The organism is Paenibacillus sp. NPDC057934 (genome assembly GCF_042887565.1).
Classification (GTDB): domain Bacteria; phylum Bacillota; class Bacilli; order Paenibacillales; family Paenibacillaceae; genus Paenibacillus_AQ.
Genome location: NZ_JBHVPB010000004.1, coordinates 351,245 through 377,947 on the forward strand (window position 1 = coordinate 351,245; position 26,703 = coordinate 377,947).

Consider the following 26,703-nt stretch of genomic DNA (forward strand, 5'->3'; position numbering starts at 1 on the left):
CGCATAGATTTGGAGGGCTTGAGGGTGGAAATGATACAAGGTAATTTAATTACAGTGGAAACATTGGCGGAGGATTTCCGCCGCCTGGGGGTGCATAAAGGGATGACACTAATTATGCACTCTTCATTTAAATCGCTTGGTCAATGGGTGGCTGGTGGGCCTGTTGCTGTTATTTTGGCGCTTGAAGAGGTATTGGGAGAAGAGGGCACACTGGTTATGCCTACTCATTCGAGCGATTTATCCGATCCTTCCGGATGGTCACGGCCCCCAGTTCCTGAGGCCTGGTGGGCTTCAATCCGGGAAAAGATGCCTGCGTATGATCCGGATATGACTCTGCTAAGTGGGATGGGGATCATACCGGATACCTTCCGTAAGCAAAAGAGTGTCAAGCGCAGTGGTCACCCCATTCATTCGTTCGCAGCTTGGGGCCAGCACAGGGAGCAGATTGTAGACGGACATGAGTTAGACTTCGGATTGGGGGAACATTCACCCCTGGCCCGCATCTATGATCTGCACGGAAGTGTTCTGCTACTAGGGGTGGAGAACCTCAATAACACCTCACTGCATTTGGCGGAATGCCGGGCTTCTTTTCCTAGCAAACAGGAAATCGTGGGTGGAGCGCCAATAATGGTGGACGGGAAAAGACAATGGGTGGAGTTCAAGGAGCTCGACTGGGAGTCCGAGGATTTTATAGCCCTGGCCGGGCAATTTCAGGAGGATACAGGCGGAATTGCTTTGGGCCGGGTTGCAGCAGCTCCTGCTAAGCTGATTCCTCAGCGGGAGATCGTAGATTATGCGGTCAGCTGGATGGAACGGAACCGGACATAAGGAGGATTGGCGATGAGCACAACAACAATTTATTTGACCCGGCACGGACAGACGGAATGGAATGTACAGCACCGCATGCAAGGTCATAAAGATTCGGCGCTGACACCGCTTGGTGTCCAGCAGGCAGAATGGTTGCAACGGGGCCTGGTCACCGAACGGCTAGATGCCGTCTATGCAAGCCCCAGTCCAAGGGCTTGGCGGACGGCAGAGATCATTATCGGGGAGCGGAATATTCCGCTTCAGTCTGCCGAAGAATTCCTGGAGATCGGGATGGGGATTTGGGAGGGCAGTGACTCCACAGAGCTTGAGGTCATCCATCCGGATCAGTACGAATATTTCTGGAAGGACCCTGCCAAATTCAAGGTGAAGGGCAGCGAGACCTTTGCAGAAGTACAGGAACGGGCACTGGACAGGCTTGCCGCGATCGTAGATGCCCATAAGGGTGAAGCTGTACTGATCGTCACCCATACGGTGGTGATCAAGCTGTTAATGGCATACTTCGAGGGTAGACCCCTTCCTAAGCTCTGGGATCTCCCGTATATCCATCCTACCTGCCTAAGCCGGATTGATTTTACAGGGGACATTCCGGAAATCGTGCTGCATGGAGATATCAGCCATTATGAATCTAATGCTGACGAAGTAAAATCCTGACAGACAGATTACCTTATACCATATCATTGAACTATTACTTATAGAGTTGTTGATCAAAAGGAGATGCTCCGTTATGTCGGAATATCTCCTTTATTCGTTGTTAGATGTTGTTTTATCCTGTGTGTTGCCTCCAGGTCTGACAGATCTCCGTTAATTCCTTTTAGAACAGGTAGTAGCATTGCTACTCCTGAACACAGGATAGGAATCAGACCAGCGGCCAGGAAAAGAATAGGCAGGCCGTAAGCATGTGCTATTGCTGCTCCGCCCATAGCACCGATTGGTTGCAGGCTGCCGCCGATCAGAAAGCGGATCGAGTTGACTCGCCCCTGCAAATGGGACGGAACCAGGCGTCCATGCAAGGAAGAGCTTAGTGAACCGAAGAAGGGGACTGCTACTCCGGTGATGAACTGAGCCGCCAACACCAAGGGGTAACTCGAAGCAAATCCCATTAATACCGTAGATAGGCCGATAACTATGAGGCTTGATAGCATGACTGTCTGCCTCTGTTTGATTTCTCCAAGGAATGAAATCATGGTCAGCCCGACTAAGGTACCCAGTGCAAAGACTGTCGTCAAGATGCCTATAGCGGCGGCATCCCTATTCAGCACATCGCTTACAAAGGGAATGATCATCGTCCAGACGGCCATATTGCACATGTTACTGATTGCCACCATGCACATGATCGCCAGCATGGCTGGAAAGTTCTTATAGAAAGAGAATCCTTCTGTAATCTCCCGGATGTAGCGGGCCAAGGATAAATTGCTGCCGTTTTTTACAGGTGTCTGCATCTTGGGCAGCCATAGTAAAGTAACGATGGCTCCCGTGTAGCAGACGGCGTAAATACCCAAGGCCGGCAGAGCTCCGGCGGCGACTGTCAGAGCGCCGGCCATGGCAGGGCCCAGCAAGGCAGCTGCGTTCTTGAAGCCGTCGATTACGGCAAACGCACGCACTAGCTTGCGAGTGTCCGCCACGTCGGGCACGACGGCCATCGCCGTTGGCATAAAGAGGGCGGCACATGCACCGCTGAGTCCGGCTGCAAGAAACAGATGCCACAGCTGCAGCTGTCCGGCCAGACCCATCGTCAGCGGCACCAGTATGGCCAGCAGACGTACTGCTGCCAGGCCGGCCATGAATCGGCTGCGGTGCAGCCGATCAGACAACGGTGAACCGATGAGTCGGAGGACGAATTCGGGAATGCTGGAGCTGAGTACTAAGGCACCCATGGCCAGTTTGGAGCCGGTCAAATCATAGACCAGCCACTCCATCGCCAGCAGACCGAAGGTATCTCCCAGGGAACTGAGCGATATTGTGGCCAGCAAACCGTAGTAACCGCATTTTAACATGTGATTCCTCCCTAAAGCTTGGGTTCTCCCTAATGTGCCTTTCCCATCAGCTCTTCATGTAATCGCCGATTTGCCGGGGCAGATCGTTCAGTGCCTCCAGGCGCAGGCTATAGTCTGTAGTCTTATTGTTATAGTGCACGATAACCAGTCCTGCCGCTCGAAGGGTGATGAGATGGTAGTGAATCGTACTTTTGGATAAGCCAACCTCTCGAACGATCTCGGTGAACGTAAGCTGCTTCCCTGTCAGCAAGCGAAGGATGCAGAGCCTTGTTTCGTCCGACAGGGCTCGTGTTAGCCGCAACAGCTCTGCAGACGGGCGGCCTTCCCCAGGCGGAAGAACATCGCAGGAATAGCTGGTGAAAATAACCTCATCATAAATAGCACTGGTTACGAGTGGCCGGGTATGATACTGGGGGATGATCACAACTTGCTTCAGAAGATCGGTAGGATACAGCCGCATGCCTCCTGTAGCCTGCTCATAGACCTCCATACTATTATCTTTGTTCAATATGCGGCGCTTGTACTCGGCTTCACGCGTAAGACCCTCAATGATAGCCTGATCGATGCCGCTGAAGTAATGGGTGTTCCAAGCCCGTAAAGCCTCAGAGGCTAGGTCGCGTAGTTCTGGAAGATTAGGCGGAACGCTGAGATTATACCGGGCAGCGATCTCATATAGCTCTCCCGAGGAGAGGGCGTCTAGCCAATCCAGGAAGCCGGTAACAGAACGATCGCCTGGACAGTTCCAGATATAAGGATAGAGATTGGACTCATCCGTTGCATCCATGGCTTTTTGCATCTTTTGTAGCAGTGCAGGTGATAAGTGCTGCTGAACTTCCCGAACCCAGAGTTTTCCTGAATCCATGACCGCATGGCTCTGCTTGCGGAGAAACGCGTTGAAGCTATTCACGCATTCATAAATGGGCGCGAAATCTACTTCCACGATGTAGTTGGTAGGGGGCATAGGTTCACTTGTCCTCTCAGCGTTAATTGATGTTGATTAGTTAGGTTAAACACGATCATTTTATTTGTTCTATAAATATAGAACTATATATTGGTTTCATTATAATGGAACAAATTCAAAAATTCAATCCCGATTTTAACATGGAAATAGCGGTTGTACTGCAGGCCAGACCTAATGCAGGCTCCAGTCTATACAAAATAATAAGAGGGACCTGGACGAAACTTTCGCCCAGGTCCCTCTTTATTGATGATTTACGATCTGTGGTTTAATGATGGATAAACTTGAAGTTTAGTTGATGAAGTGAAGCGACTTCAGAGTCTTCTCCAGCATGGTTACGGCTTCCGCACGGGTTGCCGCCTTTTGCGGAGCGAAAGCTCCGTCTGGTGTTCCCTGAATGATACCAGCGGCCGCGATTTCTGCTACGGCTTCGCGGGACCAGGCCGGGATACCGGCTGCATCGCTGAACTTGGCTAGCACCGCAGGGTCTGCATTCAGGGTTGCGCCTGTATACTTGATAGCTTTAGCTAGTACAGCTGCCATTTCCTGGCGGGAAATCTGACTGTCCGGACGGAAAGTACCATCCGTATAACCAGAGATCAGGCCAGCTGCAGAAGCTGTCTGGATAGCACCCGCATACCACTTGGAAGAGCTGACATCGCTGAACGTTGTTCCGCTGCTAACAGTTTCCAAGCCGAGTGCCCGTGTGATCAATGCTGCGAATTCAGCACGGCTGACCGATTGTGAAGGGGAGAAGGTAGTGTTGCTTGTTCCGCTCACAATTTGTTTGGAAGCCAGCAGATCAATAGATGACTTCGCCCAGTGTCCAGTAGTATCTCCGAACGATTTGCTGGATTGGATCACAGTATAAATGCTGTTGCTGTTGCGTGTAATGGTTACTTCTGTTGTTCCGTCTGCTTTGGCTGTAAAGACGGATGGCACGAAGATCAACTGTCCGCTAGCTTGGTCGAAGACCACTGCTGTAGCGTTCTGTGCATTCAAAGTGCCTGGCACGATGATTGTCCGCTTAACATACGTGCTGCCAAAGCTATTTACAGGGACCTTCTTGGCTCCTGCTTGGGCTGTGATACTGAATTCAATCACAGGTCCGGCAAGAGTGATAGAGCCTTGCTGTGCCGCGGCTTTGTTCACGCTGCTCAGCGTAACCGAATCTGCTGGTGTCATGGAGACAGTAACTGTAAAGTCACTTGTACCCAATTGATCAGCAAGTGCAGATCCCTTGATGATGCTTACAGGCATGGAGTAGGAAGTGCTGCCTGCAGTAAAGGTCAGGATAGTATTCGGTTGTTTGACTGCTTGAGCCACAATAACGCTGCCCGGAAGGACGATTTGAGAACCGTTAGCCGAGGCATTAACTGGGATCGTCAATTCTTTGCTGCCCGCAGACATTTTTGCCAATTGTGCTGTCAGTTCAGCTTCTGTAATGGTCGTCACTTGCGGCGTGTCCGATGATGCCGGAGTCGCTGTAGGTGAAGTTGTTGCAGTTGGTTTAACTGTTGGTGCTGGTGTAGACCCTGATCCCGATCCTCCAGATGGAGCCGTTGGCACCGGCGTCGGTGTCGGTGAAGTCTCAGGCGTTGGTGTAGGCACAGCAGTTTTCAGGTCGATAATCCGTCCCTCAAGACCGATGTTCACATCGCCAATTTGTTCTAGGTAGTCTGTGAACACTACATAGTCCGGCATGTAAAGCTCATAGTAACGTCCGTCTGCCTTAGCTTTTGCCAAAGAGCGGTAGAAGTCACCGCCGCCAGCCATGAAGGAGTTTGTGGACAGGATATAGTAGCCATTTGGATCAATAGCAGCGTAGCTTCCGTCTGCTTGTTTGATCTCTACAGATACCATCCGTTCCCCTTTTTGCTCCAGGACGTTGGTGGTTGGGTTGATGATTTCCGGTTTCTTCTTGGAGTCAAAGGTGTACTTCATACCGGATACTTGTGCAAAACGTCCTTGGTCACTTTCCAGTCCGCTTACACCGTTCTCCAAGGATTCAATAATCTCTTGACCTGTTACTTTCAACGCTACGAGACTGTTGGAGAATGGCATTACAGAAAGTACATCCCCAAGGAAGATCTCGCCCTTCTTAATCGGTACGCGGATGCCACCACCGTTTTGAATCGAGACAAAGCCTTTGATCGTGCTCAGTTCGTCAGCAGACAGCAACTTCGTGACCAACTCTTTAGATTTGCTGTTCACGCCATCTGCGATCAGATTTCCGATCGCTGTTTCTTCCTGGCGCACAACACGTACGGACTTACCATCGATCATCCGGTTGGTATCGAGCTCTACATTGGTATGTCCAACCTTGGTTTTGCGTGTTGCTTCCAAATCCTTATCATAATCAGCAAGAAGAGACTTGGCATATTCATCTTCAGCAAATTTGCTGACATCCAGCAACTTGCCTTGGTATGAAGTAATAACACCCTTGTCGTTGAATTTAACATCCAACTCACCAAGGTTTTGACCATACTCGCCGGTCTGTACGATTAGAGTCGGCTCGCCGTCTTTGTTCTTGACGACAGGCGCATCCAGCTTCGTATGGGAGTGACCACCAACGATAACGTCGATGCCTGGTACTTGTACTGCGAGTTGCTCATCCACAGTGTAGCCCAGGTGGGAGAGAGCAATGATTTTGTTGATACCTTGATCTTGCAGCATTTTTACGGTATTAGCTGCGCTTGTCTTGTAATCTTTAAAGGCAATGTTGTCGCCTGGAGAAGACAGTCCAACAGTGTCCTCGGTAGTGAGACCGAAAATACCAACCTTCTCTCCGTTGACTTCTTTAATAATGGCAGGGTAGATGTGGCCATTTTGAACGGAAGAGTTCAGTCCGCCGATCTCATTCTTGAAATTGCCTTTCAGCTCATTGTCTTTGGTCATAAAGTCAATGTTAGAGCTAACAAATGGGAAGTCTGCCTTATCAATGAATTTCTTCAGTGTAGGCAAGCCATTATCAAATTCGTGATTACCGAAGGTCATGGCATCGTAACCGATGTAGTTCATGAACTTCAAATCGGCAAGTCCTTTGAACGTCGTATAGTACAGTGTACCGGAGAATACATCACCTGCATCGAGCAGGATAGAGTTGTCGGTACGCTCTTGCTTAATTGCAGTCATCCGTTTCACAACAGTCTCAAGATGACTGTGAGTATCGTTCGTGTGCAGGATACGTAGCGGGAAATCTTTTCCTGGCGCTGGTGTACCTTTCAGGTCGGTAATCCGGCCCTCTAGCTCCATGTTCACCTCGCCAATTTGTTTCAAGTAACCCGTGAATACTTCAAAGTCAGGCAGATACAGTTCATAGTAACGTCCGTCTGCCTTAGCTTTTGCCAGGGAGCGATAGAAGTCACCGCCGCCCGCCATGAAGGAGTTCGTGGACAGGATATAGTAGCCTTTAGGATCAATAGCAGTGTAGCTTCCATCTGCTTGTTTGATCTCTACAGATACCATCCGTTCCCCTTTTTGCTCCAGGACGTTGGTGGTTGGGTTGATGATCTCCGGCTTCTTCTTGGAGTCATAGGTATATTTCATACCAGATACTTGTGCAAAACGTCCTTGGTCACTTTCCAGTCCGCTTACACCGTTCTCCAAGGATTCAATAATCTCTTGACCTGTTACTTTCAGTGCTACGAGACTGTTGGAGAATGGCATTACGGAAAGTACATCCCCAAGGAAGATTTCACCTTTCTTAATCGGTACGCGGATGCCGCCACCGTTTTGAATCGAGACGAAACCTTTGATCGTAGCTTGCTCTTCTGGAGATAATAGCTTGGAGACCAATTCCTTGGACTTGCTATTCACGCCATCTGCGATCAGGTTTCCGATTACTGTTTCTTCTTTGCGAACAACACGTACGGATTTACCATCGATGATGCGGTTGGTGTCCAGTTCCACGTTCGTTTTACCGACCGGGGTTTTACGTACTTCTTCCAAATCCTTGTCATAGCCAGCAAGAAGAGACTTGGCATATTCATCTTCAGCAAATTTGCTGACATCCAGCAACTTACCTTGGTATGAAGTAATAACACCCTTGTCGTTGAATTTAACATCCAACTCACCAAGGTTTTGACCGTACTCGCCGGTCTGTACAATTAGAGTCGGCTCGTTATCTTTGTTCTTGACGACAGGCGCATCCAGCTTCGTATGCGAGTGACCACCGACAATCACGTCGATGCCTGGTACTTGTACAGCCAGTTGCTCATCCACAGTGTAGCCCAGGTGGGAGAGAGCAATGATTTTGTTGATGCCTTGATCTTGTAGCATTTTCACAGTATTAGCTGCGCTAGTCTTATAGTCTTTGAAAGCGATGTTGTCGCCTGGCGAAGCCAGTCCAACGGTGTCTTCAGTAGTGAGACCGAAGATCCCGACTTTCTGTCCGTTAACTTCTTTAATAATGGCAGGGTAGATGTGGCCATCTTGAACGGAAGAGTTCAGTCCGCCAATTTCATTCTTGAAATTGCCCTTCAGCTCATTGTCTTTGGTCATAAAGTCAATGTTAGAGCTAACAAATGGGAAGTCTGCCTTATCAATGAATTTCTTCAGTGTAGGCAAGCCATTATCAAATTCGTGGTTTCCGAAGGTCATGGCATCGTAACCGATGTAGTTCATGAACTTCAAATCAGCAAGCCCTTCGAACTTCGTATAGTACAGTGTACCGGAGAATACATCACCTGCATCCAGTAGGATAGAGTTGTCGGTACGTTCTTGCTTGATCGCAGTCATCCGTTTCACAACAGTCTCAAGGTGACTGTGCGTATCGTTCGTGTGCAGGATGCGCAGCGGGAAATCACTTGTAGCTTTTACGTCAATCTGAGCCATCACGGCATCATGATCGGATACACGTCCTCTGGAGGATGGGAAGTCAGCATTCAGGTGAATAACATCCACATCGGCAGAAGCCGTCAGTTTTTTGCTGACCAGAATATGGTCAAGTACTTGAGAGTTACCGTCATAAGTATACGTATACTGCTCATTCAAAGGCAGTTTGTCGATCAGATTATCCAGTTCGTCGCCTTTCAGAATCGTGGCAGTCGGCGTGAATTGGAAATCGTTTAGGTCGCCAAGTGCTACGATGTTGGCATCAGGATTGGCTGTCAGCACTTGCTTGACGAAGCCATTCACAACAGCCGCGATCTTGTGGCGCTGAGTTTCACTGGACAATACCGGAGGTTGAGTGCTGCCGAAAGGAGCAGTGTCTCCACCTTTGGAGTTGAAGTGATTGGCAATAACAATGACTTTCTCACCGCGGAAGACAAATTGTGCTGCCAGCGGTTTACGCGAACTTGTAAATGCTTCGTTGGTCGGATCAATCCGGCCAGGGTTGTAGGTCAGCTTATCGGCTGCTTTATCGTAGCCTACCGCTTGTGTAGAGGTGCCCTTTTGACCATTAACACTGTCTGCCAGCTCTACACGTGCCGGGTTGTACAAGAAGCCTACGCGGATGTTTCCGCCCGGAGCTCCTCCGTCTTTTTTATCCTGTGGAGCAACATCAATGTACTTGTATGCTGGACCGCCTGCAGCCTGAATGGCTTGAATAAGCGGGATAGCGTTGGCTTCAACCGTTCCGTTGTCGGTTTCGCCATTGCTGTCTTGCATTTCAATAACGCCGATAATATCCGGTTTTTTCATGTTGGCTGTGATGGATTCAGCGAGCTTTTTGGTCTTGGCTTCGCCTACACCTGGGTAATAGTTCTCGATATTGTAGGATGCGATCAAGAGCTTGTCCGCATTAACATTAATCGTCGATGTCTCTTGATTGAACGGGCTTGTGGTGATGGAAGGCAGCTTGCCATACTCCGGAATCACCTTAAAGTTGCCATTGTTGTAGCCGATTACGCCGGTAATGTCACCGTTGAAAGTGTCTCCAGTACCAACTTCTTGGCCAGGGTTACCATAAGCGATCAGGAGGCGCTGAGGGTTGTAATTCTTGTATTCTTTCAGCGCAAGGCCGCCTGCTGGCGTAATAGCATCTTCAGTTCCGTTATCAATTCTTGTTGCGATGTTGTACACCTGGGAAGTACCGTTACCACTTGTCCAATAAGGACTGAGGATGGTTGGTGAAGGAAGCTTCACCAGCATGCCTTCCAGGGATTCATAAAAATCGATAGCATCTTTATCGGATTGGAACTCAGTTCTGTTGTCGAGAATGGATGTAGGAATGACACGTCCACCCTTGCCGAGCACGACTGGTTCCGGGAAAGATACACCTGCTTTAGGCAGTTGTTTGATCGATGACAAAGTGATTTGGGTTGAAGTCAGGTTCGTGCTACTTCCTTCATTATGTTCGGTTACTACACCTGTTACGGAGACAAAGTCTCCAACAGTAGGTTTCAAGCTTTGGCTTGTGCTGTATACGAAAATCCCTTCGGAAGTGTTCGGATTGTTATCCGGCTTCGGATCTTGGATAAAGAATCCTTTGTAGTTGCCGTTCGCAAACGTATATCCGTATTGGGTCACAATACCCTCTACATCCGTGACGGTATGACCTTCAAACTCGGACTTGTGGGTCTCGCCCTGGATATCATGGATACGCGGAGCTTCAGAAGGTGTGTAAGCAAAAGTGTAAACCTTGCTTGTCAGGCCTCCGGCCACGGCAATGGCTTTAATGGTAATTTTCTCGTTGACCACAAGCGGGGCGGTGTACTTGGTGCTTGCCGCTGTGGGGTCTATTCCGTTGATTGTGTAAAAAATCTCTGCGCCAGCCGCTGGACTGGAGAGAGTTACCTTACCGCCAGTGATGATGCGGCCTGCGCCTGGGCTTGCCATTACGGAAAGAGTTTCTTCCACCAGTGCGTTCTCGTTAAGCGGGATGAACTGGTAGGTTGTATTGAATTGTTTAATTACACCTGTAATGCGTTCAAACGTTTTTCCACTTGTTCCAGGATCAAGCTTCGACAAAGCGGAATAAATCGTAAACTCCTGATTCCCTTGCTTTGCGATTACTGTACTTCCTGTCTTGCTAACGATACTGACATTCTCCATCGTTACAAGTTGTGCTTCATGTTTCTCACCGTTAGCTGCGCTCAAATCAGCTGCAGTCAACAGTTTTGGAGCAGGTACGCCTACATCTGGCGTAACGACTTTGTAAGACAAACCGGGTTGCAGCTTGATTTCTTGCAGACCGTTATAAATTTCCATGGCACCGGAGACTTCAACTTCATCTCCAATGTTGGCGAATGTTGGGAATCCGTAAACAACAATCCCTGCATCGCCATCCTGTATGTACATTTCAGCTCCGTCGATATGCGTCACGATGCCTTTTGTCCACACATTTTGTCCTTTTTCCATAACTCTTGTAGCAGGAATGGTGCTTTGGTACAGCACCGAGTAAACAAAATTAGTGATAGGGCTGTCAGCCAAACCAGGGGCCGAAGCAAAAGCGTTAATTCCTGTATCAGCAGTTAATTGAATCGGCTGATCGAAGAGCTGATAGTCTCTTGTACCGCCATTGCCGTACACAGCAGCATAGACAGACGCTCCTACAGTAGGAGAGCTAAGGGAGATTGAAGTCCCCAATGGCCATGCATTCGGAGCCGGTGCGGCAACGACAGGAGCTGCCGCAGTCGGCGCTTCTGGCGCTTGTCCGTAGCTGCTGTTGCGCGGGCTAGGTGCACCGACACTGAAGTCGTTGAAATTGTCATCGGTGTCGCGTCCACGACTGTCAACTGGTTCTCCGTCAATCGCTTTGCGAGTTGCGGATAAAATAGCAGACAGGGCAGGGGTAGGAGCTTTATCGAACTCATTGGCTGTACCGAAACCGACAAAGTCAACACGTTTGCCAGAATCGTCAAGAAGTTCAACTTTTCCAGCGGCAGCCCCCATATTAATTGTGCCTGTAATGTCAGGAGTAGGAAGCTCTTTGGTGCCGCCTGCACCCGGTGCTTCCTGAATCAGATAATACCCCTTGGCGGATATAGTTCCACTTAACGCTGTAATAATTGTAGAAGAGTTGATAGGATTGTTTGCGCTGTTATAACGTACCTTCCAACCACTCAAATTTACAGCGGAATCGGTCGGATTGTATAATTCTATGAAGTCATTTTTAAACTCCGCTCCACTGTTTCCTCCGCCACCATAAACCTGCGATATGACTACCGCGCTATTATCTGGCGCTGCTTGGGCAGTATGGACAGCAGGGAATACATTGCCGACCGTAATCAGCACCGCGAGCCCTGCTGCAAGCCATTTCCTTACCCTTTTAGAGATAACCATTTGTTTAAATCTACCCCTCTCAAGAACTAAATTTGACAACCTATACAATCCTATCATTTATTTGTTAAATGAAAGGTTGCCTCACATCAATATATATTAATTTAATGTTAATTTGAACGGATTTATAATATATTTATAGTTAATAAACTTAAAATAAAGAGAAAGTACCATGAAATTTATAATACATTGGTCAATTATATGTATTAGGTACTATTGATTTCATCTTTTTGTTGATTTATGTAAAATGCATGTTAAATATATTTATATTTTCATGTTAGATATATCTTTGGGACTAGATTCTCCTATTTAATATGGCGATAGGTAAGCAGACAGCACTAAAAGGCAGCGGAATCCGCTGCCTGTAGGAGTGATTCTATCTATTTTTTCAAAAGGTGACTCTTCGCACTATTAGCTTACTTTCATGTTAGAGAATTAGTTGTGTTTGCCCATCCATATATTTGCGCAAAGCCTGGGGAATATAGATGCTGCCATCCTCCTGCTGATGGTTCTCCAGAAGGGGAATCAGAATTCGCGGCGTAGCCACGGCAGTATTATTCAACGTATGGCAATACTGCAGTCGTCCATCGTAATCCCGATAGCGAATGCCCGACCGGCGAGCTTGGAAATCCAGCAGATTGGATGCCGAATGGGTCTCTCCATATGCGCCTCTGCTAGGCATCCAGGTTTCGATATCGTATTGCTTATGTGTCTTTAGGGCCATGTCCCCAGTACAGACGGCGACTACTCTGTAAGGCAGTTCCAGCAGCTCAAGAATATATTCGGCATTGGCCGTTATTTCCTGAAGCAGGCTCTCCGATACGCCCGCATCCTTCCGGCAGAGAATGACCTGCTCAATCTTTGAGAATTGATGCACCCGGTACAGTCCGCGTACATCCCGTCCCGCCGAACCGACCTCACGCCGGAAGCAGGTCGACATGCCGGCGATGCGGAGGGGGCTATCCAGATCCACGATTTCGTCGCTGTATAGCGAAACAAGCGAGACCTCCGAGGTTCCTGCGAGCCAGCGATTCTCCCCATTCAGCTCATAGGTCTGTTCCATACCGCCAGGGAAGAACCCGGTGCGTTGCAGCGTCTCCGGACGAACAATCACGGGCACATCCATAACGGTGAAGCCGCGCTCGGTCAAAACATCCAGTGCGAGCCGCTGCACGGCAAGGTGCAGGTAGAGCCCCGCGCCTTTAAGCACGTAGCTGCGCGGTCCACCGGCCTTGACACCCCTGGGGATATCCAGAATATCATGCAGTTCGCCAAGTTCTACATGATCACGCGGCGTGAAATCGAATTCTGGTGGTGTTCCGACTCGGCGTAGTTCGACATTATCGCTATCATCACGTCCTACGGGCGTATCCAGCGATACAGGGTTCGGGGCGAGCAGCATCAGCTCGCTACTGCGCTGTTCAGCTTCGGCCAGCCCGGTCTCCAGCCCCGTTAGCGCGCTATTGATCTCGCGCACGCGCTCCTTCGCGGCTTCTCCGGCAGGGCGGTTACCTTCACGTAGCCATTGCTCCACTTCTTTGGTCAGCGCATTACGCTTTGCCCGCAGTTGTTCCGTCTCCTGAAGCAGGCTACGCCGTTTATCCTCCCATGCCAGTAATTCATCCAGTGGAAATACCACATTCTTCTGTGTTGCCGTGCTTCTGAGAGTCTCCGTGTTTTCCTTGATCCAATTCATGTCCAGCATACCGATCCGCTCCTTTTGTCTTATAAAAACACAAAAACGCCCTCATCCATGGGACGAGGAGCGTCAGCTCGCGGTGCCACCCAGGTTGACCGAATCATCGTCTCGCATGATGAATTCGATCCTCTTTGGTCTTCGCGGTAACGGGCGAAACCCGGTAAACTTAGGGAACACAAAGAACTGCTCCGGTCGCAGACGCCTCACGGTTGGATGCCGATCACTGGCCTGATCTCAATTTAATATTGTTGCCTATTATAATGTAAGAAAGAAAACAACGCAAGGGACGCCAACTTCACGTTTATGTTTGACAAAAATCCGCTCCCTTTGTTACGATTAGATTTAATTTAAAGTATTTTAGTCGGAATAAACAGCGCAAGCTGATAAACAGAACAGAAGAGGTGGAGAAATTGGCTAAAATTGTTGTCATTAACGGAACGCCATCCCTGGTATCACGCATCAATGCAGTCATCGAATATGCTGAAGCGGATCTGGTCCGTCGCGGTTTTGAGGTTGACCGTATTAATGTAGCGGAGCTGCCAGCGGAGGATTTGATTCATACCAAGTTTGAGAGTGAAGCTATCGTTAAAGCGAATGGTCTGGTTGCCGAAGCTGATGCTGTGATCGTAGTCAGCCCGGTATATAAAGCCTCCTATACAGGTGTGCTGAAGACTTTCCTGGATCTGGTTCCGCAAAAAGGGCTAGCCGGCAAAGTAGTGCTTCCGCTCTTTATGGGAGGCAGTCTGGCGCATCTATTGTCAATTGACTATGCATTGAAACCTGTATTGTCTGTGCTGGGTGCACGTTACATTCTCGGTGGTGTGTATGCTGTTGACTCCCAGGTCGTTCGGAATGATCAGGGCCAAGTGGATGTCGCAGAGGAATTACAGCTGCGTCTGAATGCAGCTCTGGAAGAACTGGCCGAAGAAACCGAGCATCGTGTTGCAAGAGGCGTTAAAGCTTAAGAAGTAGGGAGTTATTTCGGTATCATACTGTACAGTCAAAAGTCCTACACTTCTAATAAGCCAACAAACCCTCGTCAATGTGCTCGATTAGGTTGTTTTTCTATGTGACAATATTCGACAAGAACTTTTGACTGTCAAGTATCATATATGGATGAAAATAAAGCGTCTCTTCTACCGGTAGTGTGGGAGGGACGTTTTTTGTGATTAAAATAAAAAATGGGAATAAATATAATTGTGTAAAAGAAAATTGTGGTAATACTAAATTTAGTAAAGTATACTATTTTGGCTATATCTTAATAACAAGAGATAAGGAGGCAGAAGTTACTATTATTTTGAAAAAGGTGGTTAAGTTGAACAGAATGTAATCTTTTAAAAGTATCCATGCTTTGCCTTAAGATTAAAAACGGAGGGACAATTAATTGAGGAAGATGTTTTCATTTTTATTAATGTTTTTTTTAGCGAGTTTTTTTGGTTACCAAGTTTTTGCTCAACAAAATAATGTTCCTCAGCAACAAGAACTGAAAAAAGGTAGCGAAGGGGAGCTAAGGAACGGGCACAACCTAGAAAGAAGTTTATTGAACATTAATTCGGGTATTGATTCGAGAACTTATCCAGATAAAGAGCTAGTTGATAAGCGAACGCAATATAGTAAAACTTTTGATTTAGGTAACGAGGTGTATGATGTTAAGCTCGTAGATCAAGACGGTGAGCAGCAGGAAGAGAGTTCAGAACAAGATGATAGCTCGGTAACTGAGGATGTATACTTAGAAGGAGTAAATAACTTTCTTTCCATGGCTGTTGAAAAACCGCCAGTTTTAGAGAAGCCACCTGTCTATAACAAAACTTCTTTTAATGAAGCTCCTTATGCTATTGGTATAAACAATGAAAATGTCTCCAGTATGTCGGGTGGGCTATCCATAGAAAACGATGATTTGTCCTTGCCGGGCCGCAATGGACTTTCTTTTACATTGACTAGAAAATATGATTCGAACTCTGCCCAATTCTTCGGGATGGATTATAATTACAGAACCTTTAATTATGATTCCTACGATTGGGGAGTGACGTATAACGCAATTAAAAAAGATATTATAAATAAATATGATGTCTATATGCGGGAGAATCTGCAAATCGAATATGACTATAACGGTGATGGAAGCGTCGATAATAGAAGTATCCTTGTGGAGCAACCTAAAAGAAATATGGGAACATACGGCACTGAGAATGAGGCGAGACAACGTGTGAATCAAATCCCAAGTCTAACCTATACAGTTCCTTCAGATACCCTTGAGATTAACCGCACTGTAACTAGTACATCTAATATTTTTAACTCTTACTTATTCTATAACTCAAATGGTTATGGAGGAACCTTATATACGTCCGGAGGCTCTTATGTAAGTGGCGGTTCTTACATTCCTGCACAGTCAAAAACTGCGAAGGATAGCTGTGATAATATAATTAGCGGTGCCTATAACTCATCAGGAAAGTGGGAAGCTACCTCACAAGGAACATCTTGTCCTTCAACAAAGACGTATAACGAAGGTGGCTATGCGGGAGAACTAAGTAGGACAGGCACTACGACCAATAAGGATTGTCCTACCAACGGTACACCTGGTTATAAATGTACTAAATCATTTACCGCAAACTATTCGGGAACAGTAACAAAGCCTTCAGTAGATACGAGAGAGTATACACAAAATTACAGAGGAAACGTGACGAGAGCGTCGTATACAAGTACAGATCGTTATGAAGGTTGGGTTAACGATGGGAATGGTAGAACGAGAAAAGTGTATTCCCGTTATGGTGCTGCATGGGTTGAGCAAAAACCTCATGAAAGCAACACGGGTACTCCAATCCGTTTGGGTGTTTATGAGTTGCCTGAATATTCGGACGCTGTCTATGTTGTAAATTATATTAACGCTAGTGCAGGCGAATTTATTGCTCAAGGAGATTCCGGCGGTGTAACTTCTAATTATTATTATTCCACTAGCCCTAATCCAGAAATAATTAATTATAAATCTGGTGAAGGAGTTGGATATGAGTATTATAATTCGACAACCAAACCACTGGAAGAAAAGTTGTATCCAATCGGTAAAGGATGGAGCTGGAAGCTGCCGTATGTTGAGTATAAGGACGAAAAACCTTATGTGCATTTAGCAGAGGGTGGCAGTTATGAGGTGGAAAACTCTACTCTGAAGAATTATGATTGGCTCGGAGTAACATTTACCCCGGATTCTTCAGTCAATGTTAATGGGTTAACTTCAACATCTGTGTTATCCAGTGCAGATGGCACAGAGAAGCAATATTTTGATAAAGAAGGCCGCTTGATCCAAATAGCGGATGCTTACAATAATACGATCCAATTCTTCTATGATCAAAACCCAACCTATGGACTGCCGCTGCTTAGTAGAGTAAAGGATTCAATAGGCAACGAAATCCAAATTTCTTATACTGCTTCTGAAGTTGTTTTGAGTAAAGGTAATCAAAAAATAACTTATTCTAAACACACCCAAGATGGTGTTGAGCTTCTAGATGTTGTAAAGGATGCTGAAGGACGTAAGACAACATATAATTATCAAATAAAAAATGCTCAATTCAATTTATTATCTAATTATGGGGAGAGAGCACTTTCTAATCCTTATGCATTGTTGTCGAAGGTACAGCACCCTACAGGTGCAGCCACGGAATATAATTATGAACCTCAACCTGTAAGACGATTTATTGGGGAGAGTTCGTATAATGAAGCGTATCGGCTATCTTCCAGAAGAGATTTGATCTTTTATGATAATGGAACGTCAAAAGAATTCAATCGGCATTCACTGTTCTATAACAATAGTGATATGGGTTCTTCTTATAATCAGAATATGTCTTTCTCTACGACGCTAAATGACGGTCTGACCGAAACGACCTTTAATTACAAGAAAATCTTTATCAATAATGAAACCCCTTCTCAGTATTATTTGGATTCTTCGGTTCAGAGTGCTGGCGGTATGGAGAAGAAAACAGCTTATACCTATGATAAATATGTAGGATCAAGAGGCTATGCTGCATCAGTTCCGACCCGGGTAACAGCAACTGATAACAAAACTTCGGATGTTATTGCAGTTGCGAATAAATATGATGATTACGGAAATGTCGTAGAATCAACAGATGAAAAGGATAGGACACAAACGCTTACCTATGATAATAGGCATTTATTGCTAACTGCATTAAAACCGGTTAATAATGGAGCTTTTACTTATACGGAGTACAGTAGAAATAACCAGGGAAGCATTACACAACTTATTGTAAGGAAGGATAATGCGTCCGGGGAGATCCTGCAGCAAGTTAATTTTAACAATATAGATAACTATGGTAATCCAACGGTTCAATCCGTTCTTAATGGAACGAAGACCATTACCACAAATACAACTTATGACCAGAATCATGCTTTTCCCAAACTGCAACAAGTCAATGTAACAGATGTTAAAGGTCAAGTATCCCAAGTTATTGTGGAGAAAACCTATGATCCGGCTACAGGTTTGGTATCTTCATTTATTGACGGGAATGATCGTCTTACACGTTATGCCACAAAGTACACGTATGATAAGTTAGGGAGAGTACTGACAGTAACGTATCCGGATTACTCTAACATAAGTGCGGTATATGATGATAAGAACAACACGGTTACAGTAACTGATGAGACAGGCGGAATCACTCGTACATCATGGAATGCTTTGGGCTTGCAGATGGAGACTGGAATTATTGCCCAAGGTATTTATCAAAAGAAGACTTTCGTGGATTACGACGGATTCGGTAGAGCTCAATCCAGTCAGGACGCTCTTGAAAACACTACACAATATAAGTACGACTTATGGAGTCGGCCGATTCATACGATTTATCCTGATTTGTCACAGTCTTCAGTAGAATATAATGATATAACCCATACGGCATCTATCAAGGACGCTGAGGGTTATATCATTGAGGAAACCGCCAATAAATGGGGGCAAGTGGAGAGTAGAGGAGAGCGCCTCTCAGCATCTGCTGCACTGAAGCCACTTGAAAGAATCAACTACAACCCATGGAACGATCAGGTCATGAGTCATACTGACGGTGAAGGGAACACCACAAGTTTCTCTTATGATTACAATGGTAGTCTTACTTCTGTAACGAATGCTAAAAAAGAAGTGACTCAATATACTTATGATATGTTCGGGAACCAACTCTCCACAACTTATCCAAGTGGTGAAGTGAAGAGAAAGGCGTATGATGAATTAGGACGGGTCATCTCTTCAACGGACGAATTAGGACTAAACAATCAGTATACGTACGACGCAAATGGCAATGTACTGACTAGTACCGATCGAAATGGTACTGTGTTAACGATGTTATATGATAGAAGAGACCGTTTGAAAGAACGGGTAAGTCCAGATGAGACGGTAACGTTTATGTATGATTCTGCAGGAAGACGAACCAAGATGAAAGATAACTTGGGCGAAACTTCTTATGACTATGATCCTTATGCTGGCTATATAACACAGGTCAAGTATTCAGATGGACTGACCTTGGAAATACCCGAGTATGATGCTAATGGGAACCGTAAGAAGATGGTTGATCCTTTTGGCGAGACGATCGATTATTCCTATGATGGGATGAACCGCCTTGTAACCATTGCTCCTGGGGGAAGTAATACTACTCCTATAGCGAGCTATACTTACTACCGCAACAGTCTGCCTAATCTGGTAAGCAAAATAAACGGGGTGGAATCTAAGTCTAAGTATACGGGGCTAGATCTTACGCAATTAGAACAAAGCAATAAAGGCTTAAGATTAAATCTATATCAATACACTTATGATCTAAACAAAAACATTCAAACCCGTACTACGAATAATGTTTCGGACAGCTATAAGTATGATGAATTGGATCGGATCTCTTCATCTACAGGAAGCAGCAATCTCGCGTATAGTTATGATAAAAGAGGGAACCGGGTATCACTGGAAGGTGATAGCACATTTGGAGAACTCAAAGACACAGAGTACACTTATGATAAGCAAAACCGCTTAACTAGAGTAAATAGTGAAGGTAGTGCGGTTCAATATCGTTATAACGGGAATGGACTCTTAGTTGAGCGTGAGGAACGCGGGGAAATAATTCGTTATTATTATGATGGTGACCAAATTATAGCTGAAGCTAAAGTTGTAAACGGGGTTCCACAGAAAGTAGCAAGTTATATTCGTGGGCAACGCTTAGAGGCTATCAAATATAATGATAGTACTACAGCTTATCCAACATACAACGGTCATGGCGATGTCGTTGAATTGCGTGACGAAAATGGAGATATTTTAAATAAGTATGATTATGACATTTGGGGGAATATCACTTACAAGGATGAGAAGGTCCACAATCCTTTCCGTTATTCAGGGGAATTATGGGATGATACAACTCATTTGCAGTATCTCCGGGCCAGATGGTACGATCCGAGTGTAGGAAGATTTTTGAATGAGGACACGTTCGAAGGAGATATAAATAATCCTCTATCATTGAATTTGTATACGTATGTATCGAATAATCCACTAATCTATGTAGATCCAAGTGGTAACGTATGGAGCTGGGTAGGGAATACTTGGAAGGCAGTTAAAACAGGAACAGTTGCTGTAGCTAACTTCTTGGTTGTTGATGATATCCGTACAATTCTAGATCCTAATGCATCGACTTTTGATAAGGCTTTATCTGCTGCTAGTTTTGTCCCTTTTGGAAAAGTAGTTAAGGGAGGAAGTCTGGTAATTAAGCTTATCAATAAAGAAGGAAGGATTATTGAGAGAGCTGTAGAAAAAACTGCCAGCAATGAACAGGCGATTGCCAAGGTATTAAAAGGATGTAACTGTTTTGTTGCAGGGACCAAAGTTTTAACAGACAAAGGGGAGAAAAATATCGAAGACATTGAGGTCGGAGATAAGGTTCTAGCCAAGGATGAGAATAACCCTGATGGAGAAGTAGACTACAAGGAAGTAACGAACCTTTACCGTAACCAACGTGATGATATAATTAAATTGTACGTCGGGGAGCAAATCATCGAGACGACCGACAACCATCCGTTTTGGGTTGAAGGAAAAGGTTGGGTCTTCGCAGATGAACTTCAAGTGGGCGATAAACTTCAAAAGGCAGACGGAAGTAACCTTACGGTTAATAAGGTAGAGCTTGTTAAATTGAATGAACCCGTTACGGTTTACAACTTTACGGTTGCTGACTACCATACGTATTATGTAACGGATCTAGGAATATGGGTTCATAATACGAATTGCTTTAGTGGTTCTGCGACAGACTTAGCAAATTTTGCAAACAAGTCAAAAAAGATTGATGGATTGCCTGGTGCAGTGGTTCCGCTAAATCAAGTATATGATGCAGGAAAGCAATTTGTAGGTAGTGGATATTCCACTATTCAGAAGAATGGATATACCTGGTATACGAGTAGCAATGGTTTGAAAAGAGTTAGGGTGGGCACTAAGGCGAGTAAACCTGGAGAAATTGAAGCTAACTATGAGACTTTCAAGAATCCATTTGATTTTAGTCGTGATAACCAACTTACAAATTACCACGTAACTGTGCAAAAACCTTAATAAGAAAGGCAGGTAGGAGCTTTGATTATTCCAGAAATAAAAGACATTATTATTACAGGGAATCCTGCAGTTATTGGTAAATTAGAAATTGATGAAACTGATAATTTAGGGGAGGATTTTCTTCTGTCAGGAACAGCATGTATTGGTACAAGGGAATCCAATGCATGTGATAATTTTGACTTTACTGTCATTTCTCCGAGAGCACTTGAGAAAAAATTAAGTACTACAAACTTAATTCATGGGCGAGCATACTTCATATTAATGGAATTTAATTACCAAGTACTAAAAGAAAGACTAAACAGTATAGTTTCGAGTTGTCAGGGTGAGACATGGGATGAAATCGCATTGAAATTAAGCCCATATTTTTACTGGGAATACGAAAAATAAAAAATGTGCAGTCATTTTGGCCTTAAGGGGTATATCCCTTAGGGTCTTTTCTTTTACCTCCCACCCAGTGCCGAATGAATCGGGCGGCATGTCACTAAAGAACTTTACCCTCATCTGCCCCTTACCAAAATTCCATCAAAATAGTGTACGCACAGCTACATGCTTGAATGTTATACCCTTTTTGTTGTAACGTTCACCTTCACTATTGCACCTAAATCCCCAGTTACCATCATATTTCATGTCAAATTCCTTACCTTTGCTTTCTTGCGGTTTTTCCAAATAAAACAGCTTCCGCAACTTCATTACTACATAAGCCGACTACGAATAGTAAGAGAAATTTTAAATCCTCCGCAACGATCTGGCAATAAGCAACGATGGTTATAGCAGAGCGACAGTCTGGTGACGACCAGTTGACATAGAACAGGTAAGGTAACGCTTAGGCTAGCCGCCTTCCTGACTGTATAGCCGGCCCACGGCGGTACACCAATCGCATGGAAGGTAGAGACGAATGAAAACGAAGTACAACGACTTCTGGTTGACTAAGAACAACACCGCCGCTAATACGTACATGGACGAGGTTGCCAAGGAGAGCAACTTTACAGGATATCATAAGGGATACACTATCCTGCCGCATAAAATCCATCGGTGTTATGGACTCAATGTGTATGAGAAGCTGATTCTAGTTGATATTATCGCGTATATGAGCGACAAGAGTCAGTGTTACCCCACCATTGAGATGATTGCCCGAAACATCGGATGCAGTTCCAAGACCGTAGAACGTCACATTGGGAGTTTAGCCGAGAAAAAGCTGATTCTGGTCATTCAGAGCAAGAACAACACGTACTACCTGCCGAACTATCTTCATTGCCATCCGAACTTACTGATGTCTGAAAAGACACATGAGTTCATTGGGGGCCTGAGGAAGCAGGTAACCGAGAGGGAACTGACGCTGTGGATTCAAGAGGTCGTAAAGAGTGACGGTTACACAGCGTATACGGCCCGACTCCAGAGACTTCATGAAAGACGCTTTGCGTCCGACAAATTCGCGGAGAAGGAAGACTTGGACAGCTATGCCCAGTATCTAACAACAGCGTTTGCTGAGAGATTTCCGCCAGATGTCAACGGGGCATAATGGAGAGTCTGTTATTTCAATGGACTCTATGTCCAGATAGCCGTCACACGGTCGGTTAAAGGTAAGAAATAAGGGCTGTAGACTCTGTGTCCGCGATTTCGACAGAGAGTCGGCAATGCCAGACCGAGAGTCTGAATCGTAGACGTAGAGTCTGTTACGAACCGTCAGATAGTCTCACTAATAAGAATCAATAAATAAGATTCAATTCAATAAGAATCAAGATAAGAATCACTTGAAAAAGAAGCAGCAAACACGCCGTTGGCGGTCTGCGATTTCGGGGGGAGATTCTTGATTCTTGGGTGGGAGGGTAAAGTTGGCGGATAACTCTTTACAGATACTTTACTCAAGCATCAAAGATAGAGTTCCGCCGCCGCACCTTCTGCCTGCCCCATTGGGCGGCTTGCTCAATGGATCTGAGAACGCACAGGAATCCTTTATAGGCATTTAATACGTTGGGAGTAATTGGATATGGTTGAAGTAATATGAAAGATCTACAAGCCTTATTATAGGTGATATGGGATTGGTGTAATGCTACTCGTCTTCTACCGAGACAATGAGTTGGTCTACAGTAATATTCAAGGCTTCGCAGATTTGTTCCAACGTTCGGATATAAACCCTGTCTACAGATTCGGAACAGAGATGATTTATTGTTGGGTGACGAATCCCCATCATTCGTGCAAGTTCTCTTTGAGAAATACCTTTTTCTGCAAGAATTTCTTTTAAGCGTAATTTTATTTTCATACGATTTCCTCCGACCAAAACTTATGAAATAACTATACCATGAATTTTGATAAAAGGCATTGACTGGTAGTCTTAACCGTACTATTATTAGGCTGTGGTAGTCATAAGCGTAACGGTAATCAAAATTATCGTAACGGTGGGGAGGAAACAGCATGAAAGTCATCGGTTATGTCAGAGTTTCAACAAGTGGACAAGCAAGAGATGGTTACAGCTTGTCCTATCAGCAGGACGAAATCCGCTCCTATTGTGAACAGCAAGGATGGGACTTAAAAGACATCTTTATAGACGAAGGAATCAGTGGAGCAAAGATTGACGAAGAAGCCCTAGAGGTGGACAGAATTGGCTTTCAGACGATGCTAACTGCTATTGCCGCCCAAGATGTGGATGCAGTTATTGTCCTCAATACGAGTCGATTATGGCGGTCTGACATCGTTAAAGTTCTTGTACATCGGGAGTTCAAGAAGCATAGCGTGGATGTGAGAAGCATTGAACAGCCAACGTACAGCATTTACAAGAAAGACCCTTCCGACTTTCTGATTAACGGACTGATGGAACTACTCGACGCTTATCAACGGTTAGAAATCTCGATGAAGCTAAGTCGAGGACGCAACAAGAAGGCACAGCAGGGCGGCTACGCAGGTGGGCGAGCGGCGTTTGGGTACAAAGCTACTAAAGGACATAAGGCAATTGAAATCAATCTTGATGAAGCATTAGCCGTACAACGAGTATTTGAACTAAAGGAATTATTCCCTGATTGGTCATTATCCCAATTGGCGTATCAGATGAACTATGACAGTTATACTACTGCTCAAGGCAAGAAGTTTACGAAAGTACAGGTCAAACGAATCCTTGACCGCAAGGCGTTCTATCAAGGACTTTATCTATACGGCGATATTCAAGCAGATGGGCTTCACCAAGCCATTATATAGGCGGTAGCGGCAAGCGTTTATAGAGGAAGAATAGACACGCTTACCCTTCAATGTACGCTTCCGAGCGAATACTAAACAGACGATGCGGCTATTCTTTTTCCCTAAACGCTATAAGCGGCAAGGGGGATACTCAACATGAAACACCGTAAAGAACAGTTTATCTATGTTGGCGTTGATTTGCATAAGCGGACGCATACTGCCGTTGTTATTAATTGTTGGAATGAGAAGCTAGAAGTAATAGAATTTGAGAATAAGCCAAGAGAGAATAGTAGAAATGTGTGTTCCACAAAGAAAGCTATGCTTATCCTTGAAAGTGTTCAAGCCGATGGAGATACGAAGCGAACAGGTCAGGAATACCGAGATTTTTAGTACGTAGTCTTGTGAACCAAGTTCGAGATGTACAACGTGAGATGAGCGATGTTGGGGATAATATTGCTGACATCATGAAGAAACTAGATTTCAAACTGAATACATTTACAGGCATAGATACGGTAACAGCTTCCGCTATTGTAGCTGAGATTGGAGATATCAGCCGATTTAGTAATGCAGATAAGCTAGCTAAGTATGCAGGGCTTACGCCAAGCCAAATGAGTAGCGGCGGCAGAGGGAAAGAGCGCAATCAGCGGCAAGGGAACAGAGCCTTAAACAAGATTCTGTGGGGGCTAGCTGTAAGACAGGTTCAGACTGATAGAACATCCAAGAAGCCACTCAATCCTCTATTCCATGCCTATTACGAGAAGCGATTAAGTGAAGGCAAAAAGAAAAAACAAGCGATCATCTGCATTGTGCGAAGGATAGTCAGCATTATCTATGGCATGATGAAGAACAAAACCGAATATCGGCTTGCTCCTTTGCCTGAACAGGTAGCAAGTTAATGATACAATGGCGGTAGCTACAAAGTTGCCGCCTTCTTTCTCCCCTAAATCAAGTTTATAACTAACGAAGGGGAGAAGAATATCGAAGACATTGAGGTCGGAGATAAGGTTTTTGCCAAAGATGAGAATAATCCTGATGGAGAGTTGGCTTACAAGGAAGTAACAAATCTTTACCACAACCAACGTGATGATATAATTAAGCTGTATGTTGGGGAGCAAATCATCGAGACGACCGATAACCATCCGTTCTGGGTTGAAGGTAAAGGTTGGATTTTTGCCGATGAACTCCAAGTGGGTGATAAACTCCAAAAGGCTGACGGAAGCAACCTGACAATTGATAAAGTTGAATTCATTAAACTAGATGAGTCTGTCACGGTTTATAACTTTAGGGTTGCGGACTACCATACGTATTATGTTACTGATTTAGGGATTTGGGTGCATAATACTAGATGTGGTGAAATAACCCTCCCTAGTCTTAAAACATATGAACAGGCTAGAAATAAAGCATTCGACCTCATTGGAGATATGGGAGAAACAAGGGCTTACTATGGTCGATTAGAATCTAGTGCAGGTTACGGTAAAATAATTGGTAGGGAATCTCTCGATGGTAAAGTCAGATGGAGATTGGATTATGACCCAACAAAAGGAATGCACATTAATGTTGAGGACTTTAGAAATGGAAAAGGGGAAAAGGCCCTGAAATATGTTGTACCGTTTGATGGCAATGAGTCCACATATAAATCATTAATAAAGATGTTAAATAAATAGTAGTAAATAAATAGTAGGGAGAAAGACTATGACACTATTTGAAGAATGCATAGAAGCTCTTGGTAATCCAAGCATTATGAGTGAAATAGAATCTCAAGGAGAATTTAATCGTTTTAGAGAAATCTTTTCATTTTCATATGGTAGGATAGATTGGAGTAAAATCGAAAAGAAAGAACCTGTTGAAGAAATTTCTGATATTCCCAATAAAGTAAATAAGCATGGAGATGATTTTCTCATCATTTGGGATAATGCACGTTTGCCAATAGTTAAATCGAATCTAGAAAGTATTATCAAAGCGTTAGATGATGTCTTAGCTGTTAGTTTTGATACATGGTTATATAGACCTGAAGATGGAACAATTATTGAGTTTTTCCATGAAGGTGACGTAACTATAGGTAAGATATAACAATATGACCTTGGGGGCGGCAATCCTCAAGGTCTTTCTATTACCCCCACCTAGTGCCGAATGAATCGGGTGGCTAAATTCATTATAACCTACCTGAACTAGTGATTATTTCCAATTAACCCTCAGAATCATCAGATACCACCGTATTGGGAAGCAAAAACATCAGCTCTGTTTTCTCACGGTTTTCCAAAATAAATAGAGT

At 45.0% G+C, this 26,703-nt stretch carries 15 protein-coding genes and 1 pseudogene; 11 read left to right on the top strand and 5 right to left on the bottom strand.

What is annotated here, in order from left to right:
- Nucleotides 1-24 precede the first annotated feature (24 nt).
- Both ACFVRY_RS11445 and ACFVRY_RS11450 read left to right on the top strand, forming a co-directional pair.
- On the top strand, nucleotides 25-828 hold the full coding sequence (locus ACFVRY_RS11445) for an AAC(3) family N-acetyltransferase (protein ID WP_387500251.1): 804 nt from the start codon (nucleotides 25-27) through the stop codon (nucleotides 826-828).
- A gap of 12 nt (nucleotides 829-840) precedes the next feature.
- The gene (locus ACFVRY_RS11450; protein WP_387500253.1) at nucleotides 841-1,479 is read left to right on the top strand and encodes a histidine phosphatase family protein; all 639 of its coding nucleotides are present in this window, start codon (nucleotides 841-843) and stop codon (nucleotides 1,477-1,479) included.
- A gap of 71 nt (nucleotides 1,480-1,550) precedes the next feature.
- On the opposite strand, the gene ACFVRY_RS11455 is transcribed toward ACFVRY_RS11450, so the two are convergent.
- From ACFVRY_RS11455 to serS, 4 genes are all read right to left on the bottom strand, one after another.
- Nucleotides 1,551-2,822: an MFS transporter gene (locus ACFVRY_RS11455; protein ID WP_387500255.1), complete on the bottom strand. Its 1,272-nt coding sequence runs from the start codon at nucleotides 2,820-2,822 to the stop codon at nucleotides 1,551-1,553.
- A 46-nt stretch (nucleotides 2,823-2,868) separates the two neighbouring features.
- Nucleotides 2,869-3,729, bottom strand: coding sequence for an ArsR/SmtB family transcription factor (locus ACFVRY_RS11460; RefSeq protein WP_387500257.1), 861 nt, complete (start codon nucleotides 3,727-3,729; stop codon nucleotides 2,869-2,871).
- A gap of 342 nt (nucleotides 3,730-4,071) precedes the next feature.
- Complete coding sequence (locus tag ACFVRY_RS11465; protein WP_387500259.1) at nucleotides 4,072-12,009, bottom strand: 5'-nucleotidase C-terminal domain-containing protein; 7,938 nt, start codon at nucleotides 12,007-12,009, stop codon at nucleotides 4,072-4,074.
- A 424-nt stretch (nucleotides 12,010-12,433) separates the two neighbouring features.
- A complete protein-coding gene (serS, locus tag ACFVRY_RS11470) occupies nucleotides 12,434-13,711 on the bottom strand; it encodes a serine--tRNA ligase (RefSeq protein WP_387500261.1) in 1,278 nt (425 codons plus the stop codon).
- Between the two features lie 404 nt (nucleotides 13,712-14,115).
- On the opposite strand from serS, the gene ssuE reads away from it, so the two are divergent.
- From ssuE to ACFVRY_RS11490, 4 genes are all read left to right on the top strand, one after another.
- The gene (ssuE, locus tag ACFVRY_RS11475) at nucleotides 14,116-14,670 is read left to right on the top strand and encodes an NADPH-dependent FMN reductase (protein ID WP_387500263.1); all 555 of its coding nucleotides are present in this window, start codon (nucleotides 14,116-14,118) and stop codon (nucleotides 14,668-14,670) included.
- A 428-nt stretch (nucleotides 14,671-15,098) separates the two neighbouring features.
- Nucleotides 15,099-21,263, top strand: a complete 6,165-nt coding sequence (locus ACFVRY_RS11480) for a polymorphic toxin-type HINT domain-containing protein (RefSeq protein ID WP_387500489.1) — start codon at nucleotides 15,099-15,101, stop codon at nucleotides 21,261-21,263.
- 21 nt (nucleotides 21,264-21,284) lie between these two features.
- The gene (locus ACFVRY_RS11485; RefSeq protein ID WP_387500265.1) at nucleotides 21,285-21,650 is read left to right on the top strand and encodes an Imm8 family immunity protein; all 366 of its coding nucleotides are present in this window, start codon (nucleotides 21,285-21,287) and stop codon (nucleotides 21,648-21,650) included.
- Between the two features lie 508 nt (nucleotides 21,651-22,158).
- The gene (locus ACFVRY_RS11490; RefSeq protein ID WP_387500267.1) at nucleotides 22,159-22,782 is read left to right on the top strand and encodes a helix-turn-helix domain-containing protein; all 624 of its coding nucleotides are present in this window, start codon (nucleotides 22,159-22,161) and stop codon (nucleotides 22,780-22,782) included.
- Between the two features lie 531 nt (nucleotides 22,783-23,313).
- Here ACFVRY_RS11490 and ACFVRY_RS11495 read toward each other — a convergent pair.
- On the bottom strand, nucleotides 23,314-23,523 hold the full coding sequence (locus ACFVRY_RS11495) for a helix-turn-helix domain-containing protein (RefSeq protein WP_387500269.1): 210 nt from the start codon (nucleotides 23,521-23,523) through the stop codon (nucleotides 23,314-23,316).
- A gap of 152 nt (nucleotides 23,524-23,675) precedes the next feature.
- Between ACFVRY_RS11495 and ACFVRY_RS11500 the strand changes: the two genes are divergently transcribed.
- From ACFVRY_RS11500 to ACFVRY_RS11520, 5 genes and pseudogenes are all read left to right on the top strand, one after another.
- A complete protein-coding gene (locus ACFVRY_RS11500; RefSeq protein ID WP_387500271.1) occupies nucleotides 23,676-24,452 on the top strand; it encodes a recombinase family protein in 777 nt (258 codons plus the stop codon).
- Between the two features lie 135 nt (nucleotides 24,453-24,587).
- Nucleotides 24,588-24,821: a hypothetical protein gene (locus tag ACFVRY_RS11505; RefSeq protein ID WP_387500273.1), complete on the top strand. Its 234-nt coding sequence runs from the start codon at nucleotides 24,588-24,590 to the stop codon at nucleotides 24,819-24,821.
- Nucleotides 24,822-24,832: 11 nt separating this feature from the next.
- A complete protein-coding gene (locus ACFVRY_RS11510; RefSeq protein WP_387500275.1) occupies nucleotides 24,833-25,327 on the top strand; it encodes a transposase in 495 nt (164 codons plus the stop codon).
- Nucleotides 25,328-25,378: 51 nt separating this feature from the next.
- Nucleotides 25,379-26,095: pseudogene (locus ACFVRY_RS11515) on the top strand (polymorphic toxin-type HINT domain-containing protein); the annotation flags it as partial.
- 28 nt (nucleotides 26,096-26,123) lie between these two features.
- Nucleotides 26,124-26,501, top strand: coding sequence for a CDI toxin immunity protein (locus tag ACFVRY_RS11520; protein WP_387500277.1), 378 nt, complete (start codon nucleotides 26,124-26,126; stop codon nucleotides 26,499-26,501).
- The last annotated feature ends 202 nt before the right edge of the window (nucleotides 26,502-26,703 follow it).

What these genes read in the sequence shown, in the direction of transcription:
- serS (WP_387500261.1), bottom strand. Translation starts at nt 13,711, where the DNA reads ATGCTGGACATGAATTGGATCAAGGAAAACACGGAGACTCTCAGAAGC.
- ACFVRY_RS11450 (WP_387500253.1), top strand. Translation starts at nt 841, where the DNA reads ATGAGCACAACAACAATTTATTTGACCCGGCACGGACAGACGGAATGG.
- ACFVRY_RS11520 (WP_387500277.1), top strand. Translation starts at nt 26,124, where the DNA reads ATGACACTATTTGAAGAATGCATAGAAGCTCTTGGTAATCCAAGCATT.
- ACFVRY_RS11490 (WP_387500267.1), top strand. Translation starts at nt 22,159, where the DNA reads ATGAAAACGAAGTACAACGACTTCTGGTTGACTAAGAACAACACCGCC.
- ACFVRY_RS11495 (WP_387500269.1), bottom strand. Translation starts at nt 23,523, where the DNA reads ATGAAAATAAAATTACGCTTAAAAGAAATTCTTGCAGAAAAAGGTATT.
- ACFVRY_RS11465 (WP_387500259.1), bottom strand. Translation starts at nt 12,009, where the DNA reads ATGGTTATCTCTAAAAGGGTAAGGAAATGGCTTGCAGCAGGGCTCGCG.
- ACFVRY_RS11480 (WP_387500489.1), top strand. Translation starts at nt 15,099, where the DNA reads ATGTTTTCATTTTTATTAATGTTTTTTTTAGCGAGTTTTTTTGGTTAC.
- ACFVRY_RS11500 (WP_387500271.1), top strand. Translation starts at nt 23,676, where the DNA reads ATGAAAGTCATCGGTTATGTCAGAGTTTCAACAAGTGGACAAGCAAGA.
- ACFVRY_RS11505 (WP_387500273.1), top strand. Translation starts at nt 24,588, where the DNA reads ATGAAACACCGTAAAGAACAGTTTATCTATGTTGGCGTTGATTTGCAT.
- ACFVRY_RS11455 (WP_387500255.1), bottom strand. Translation starts at nt 2,822, where the DNA reads ATGTTAAAATGCGGTTACTACGGTTTGCTGGCCACAATATCGCTCAGT.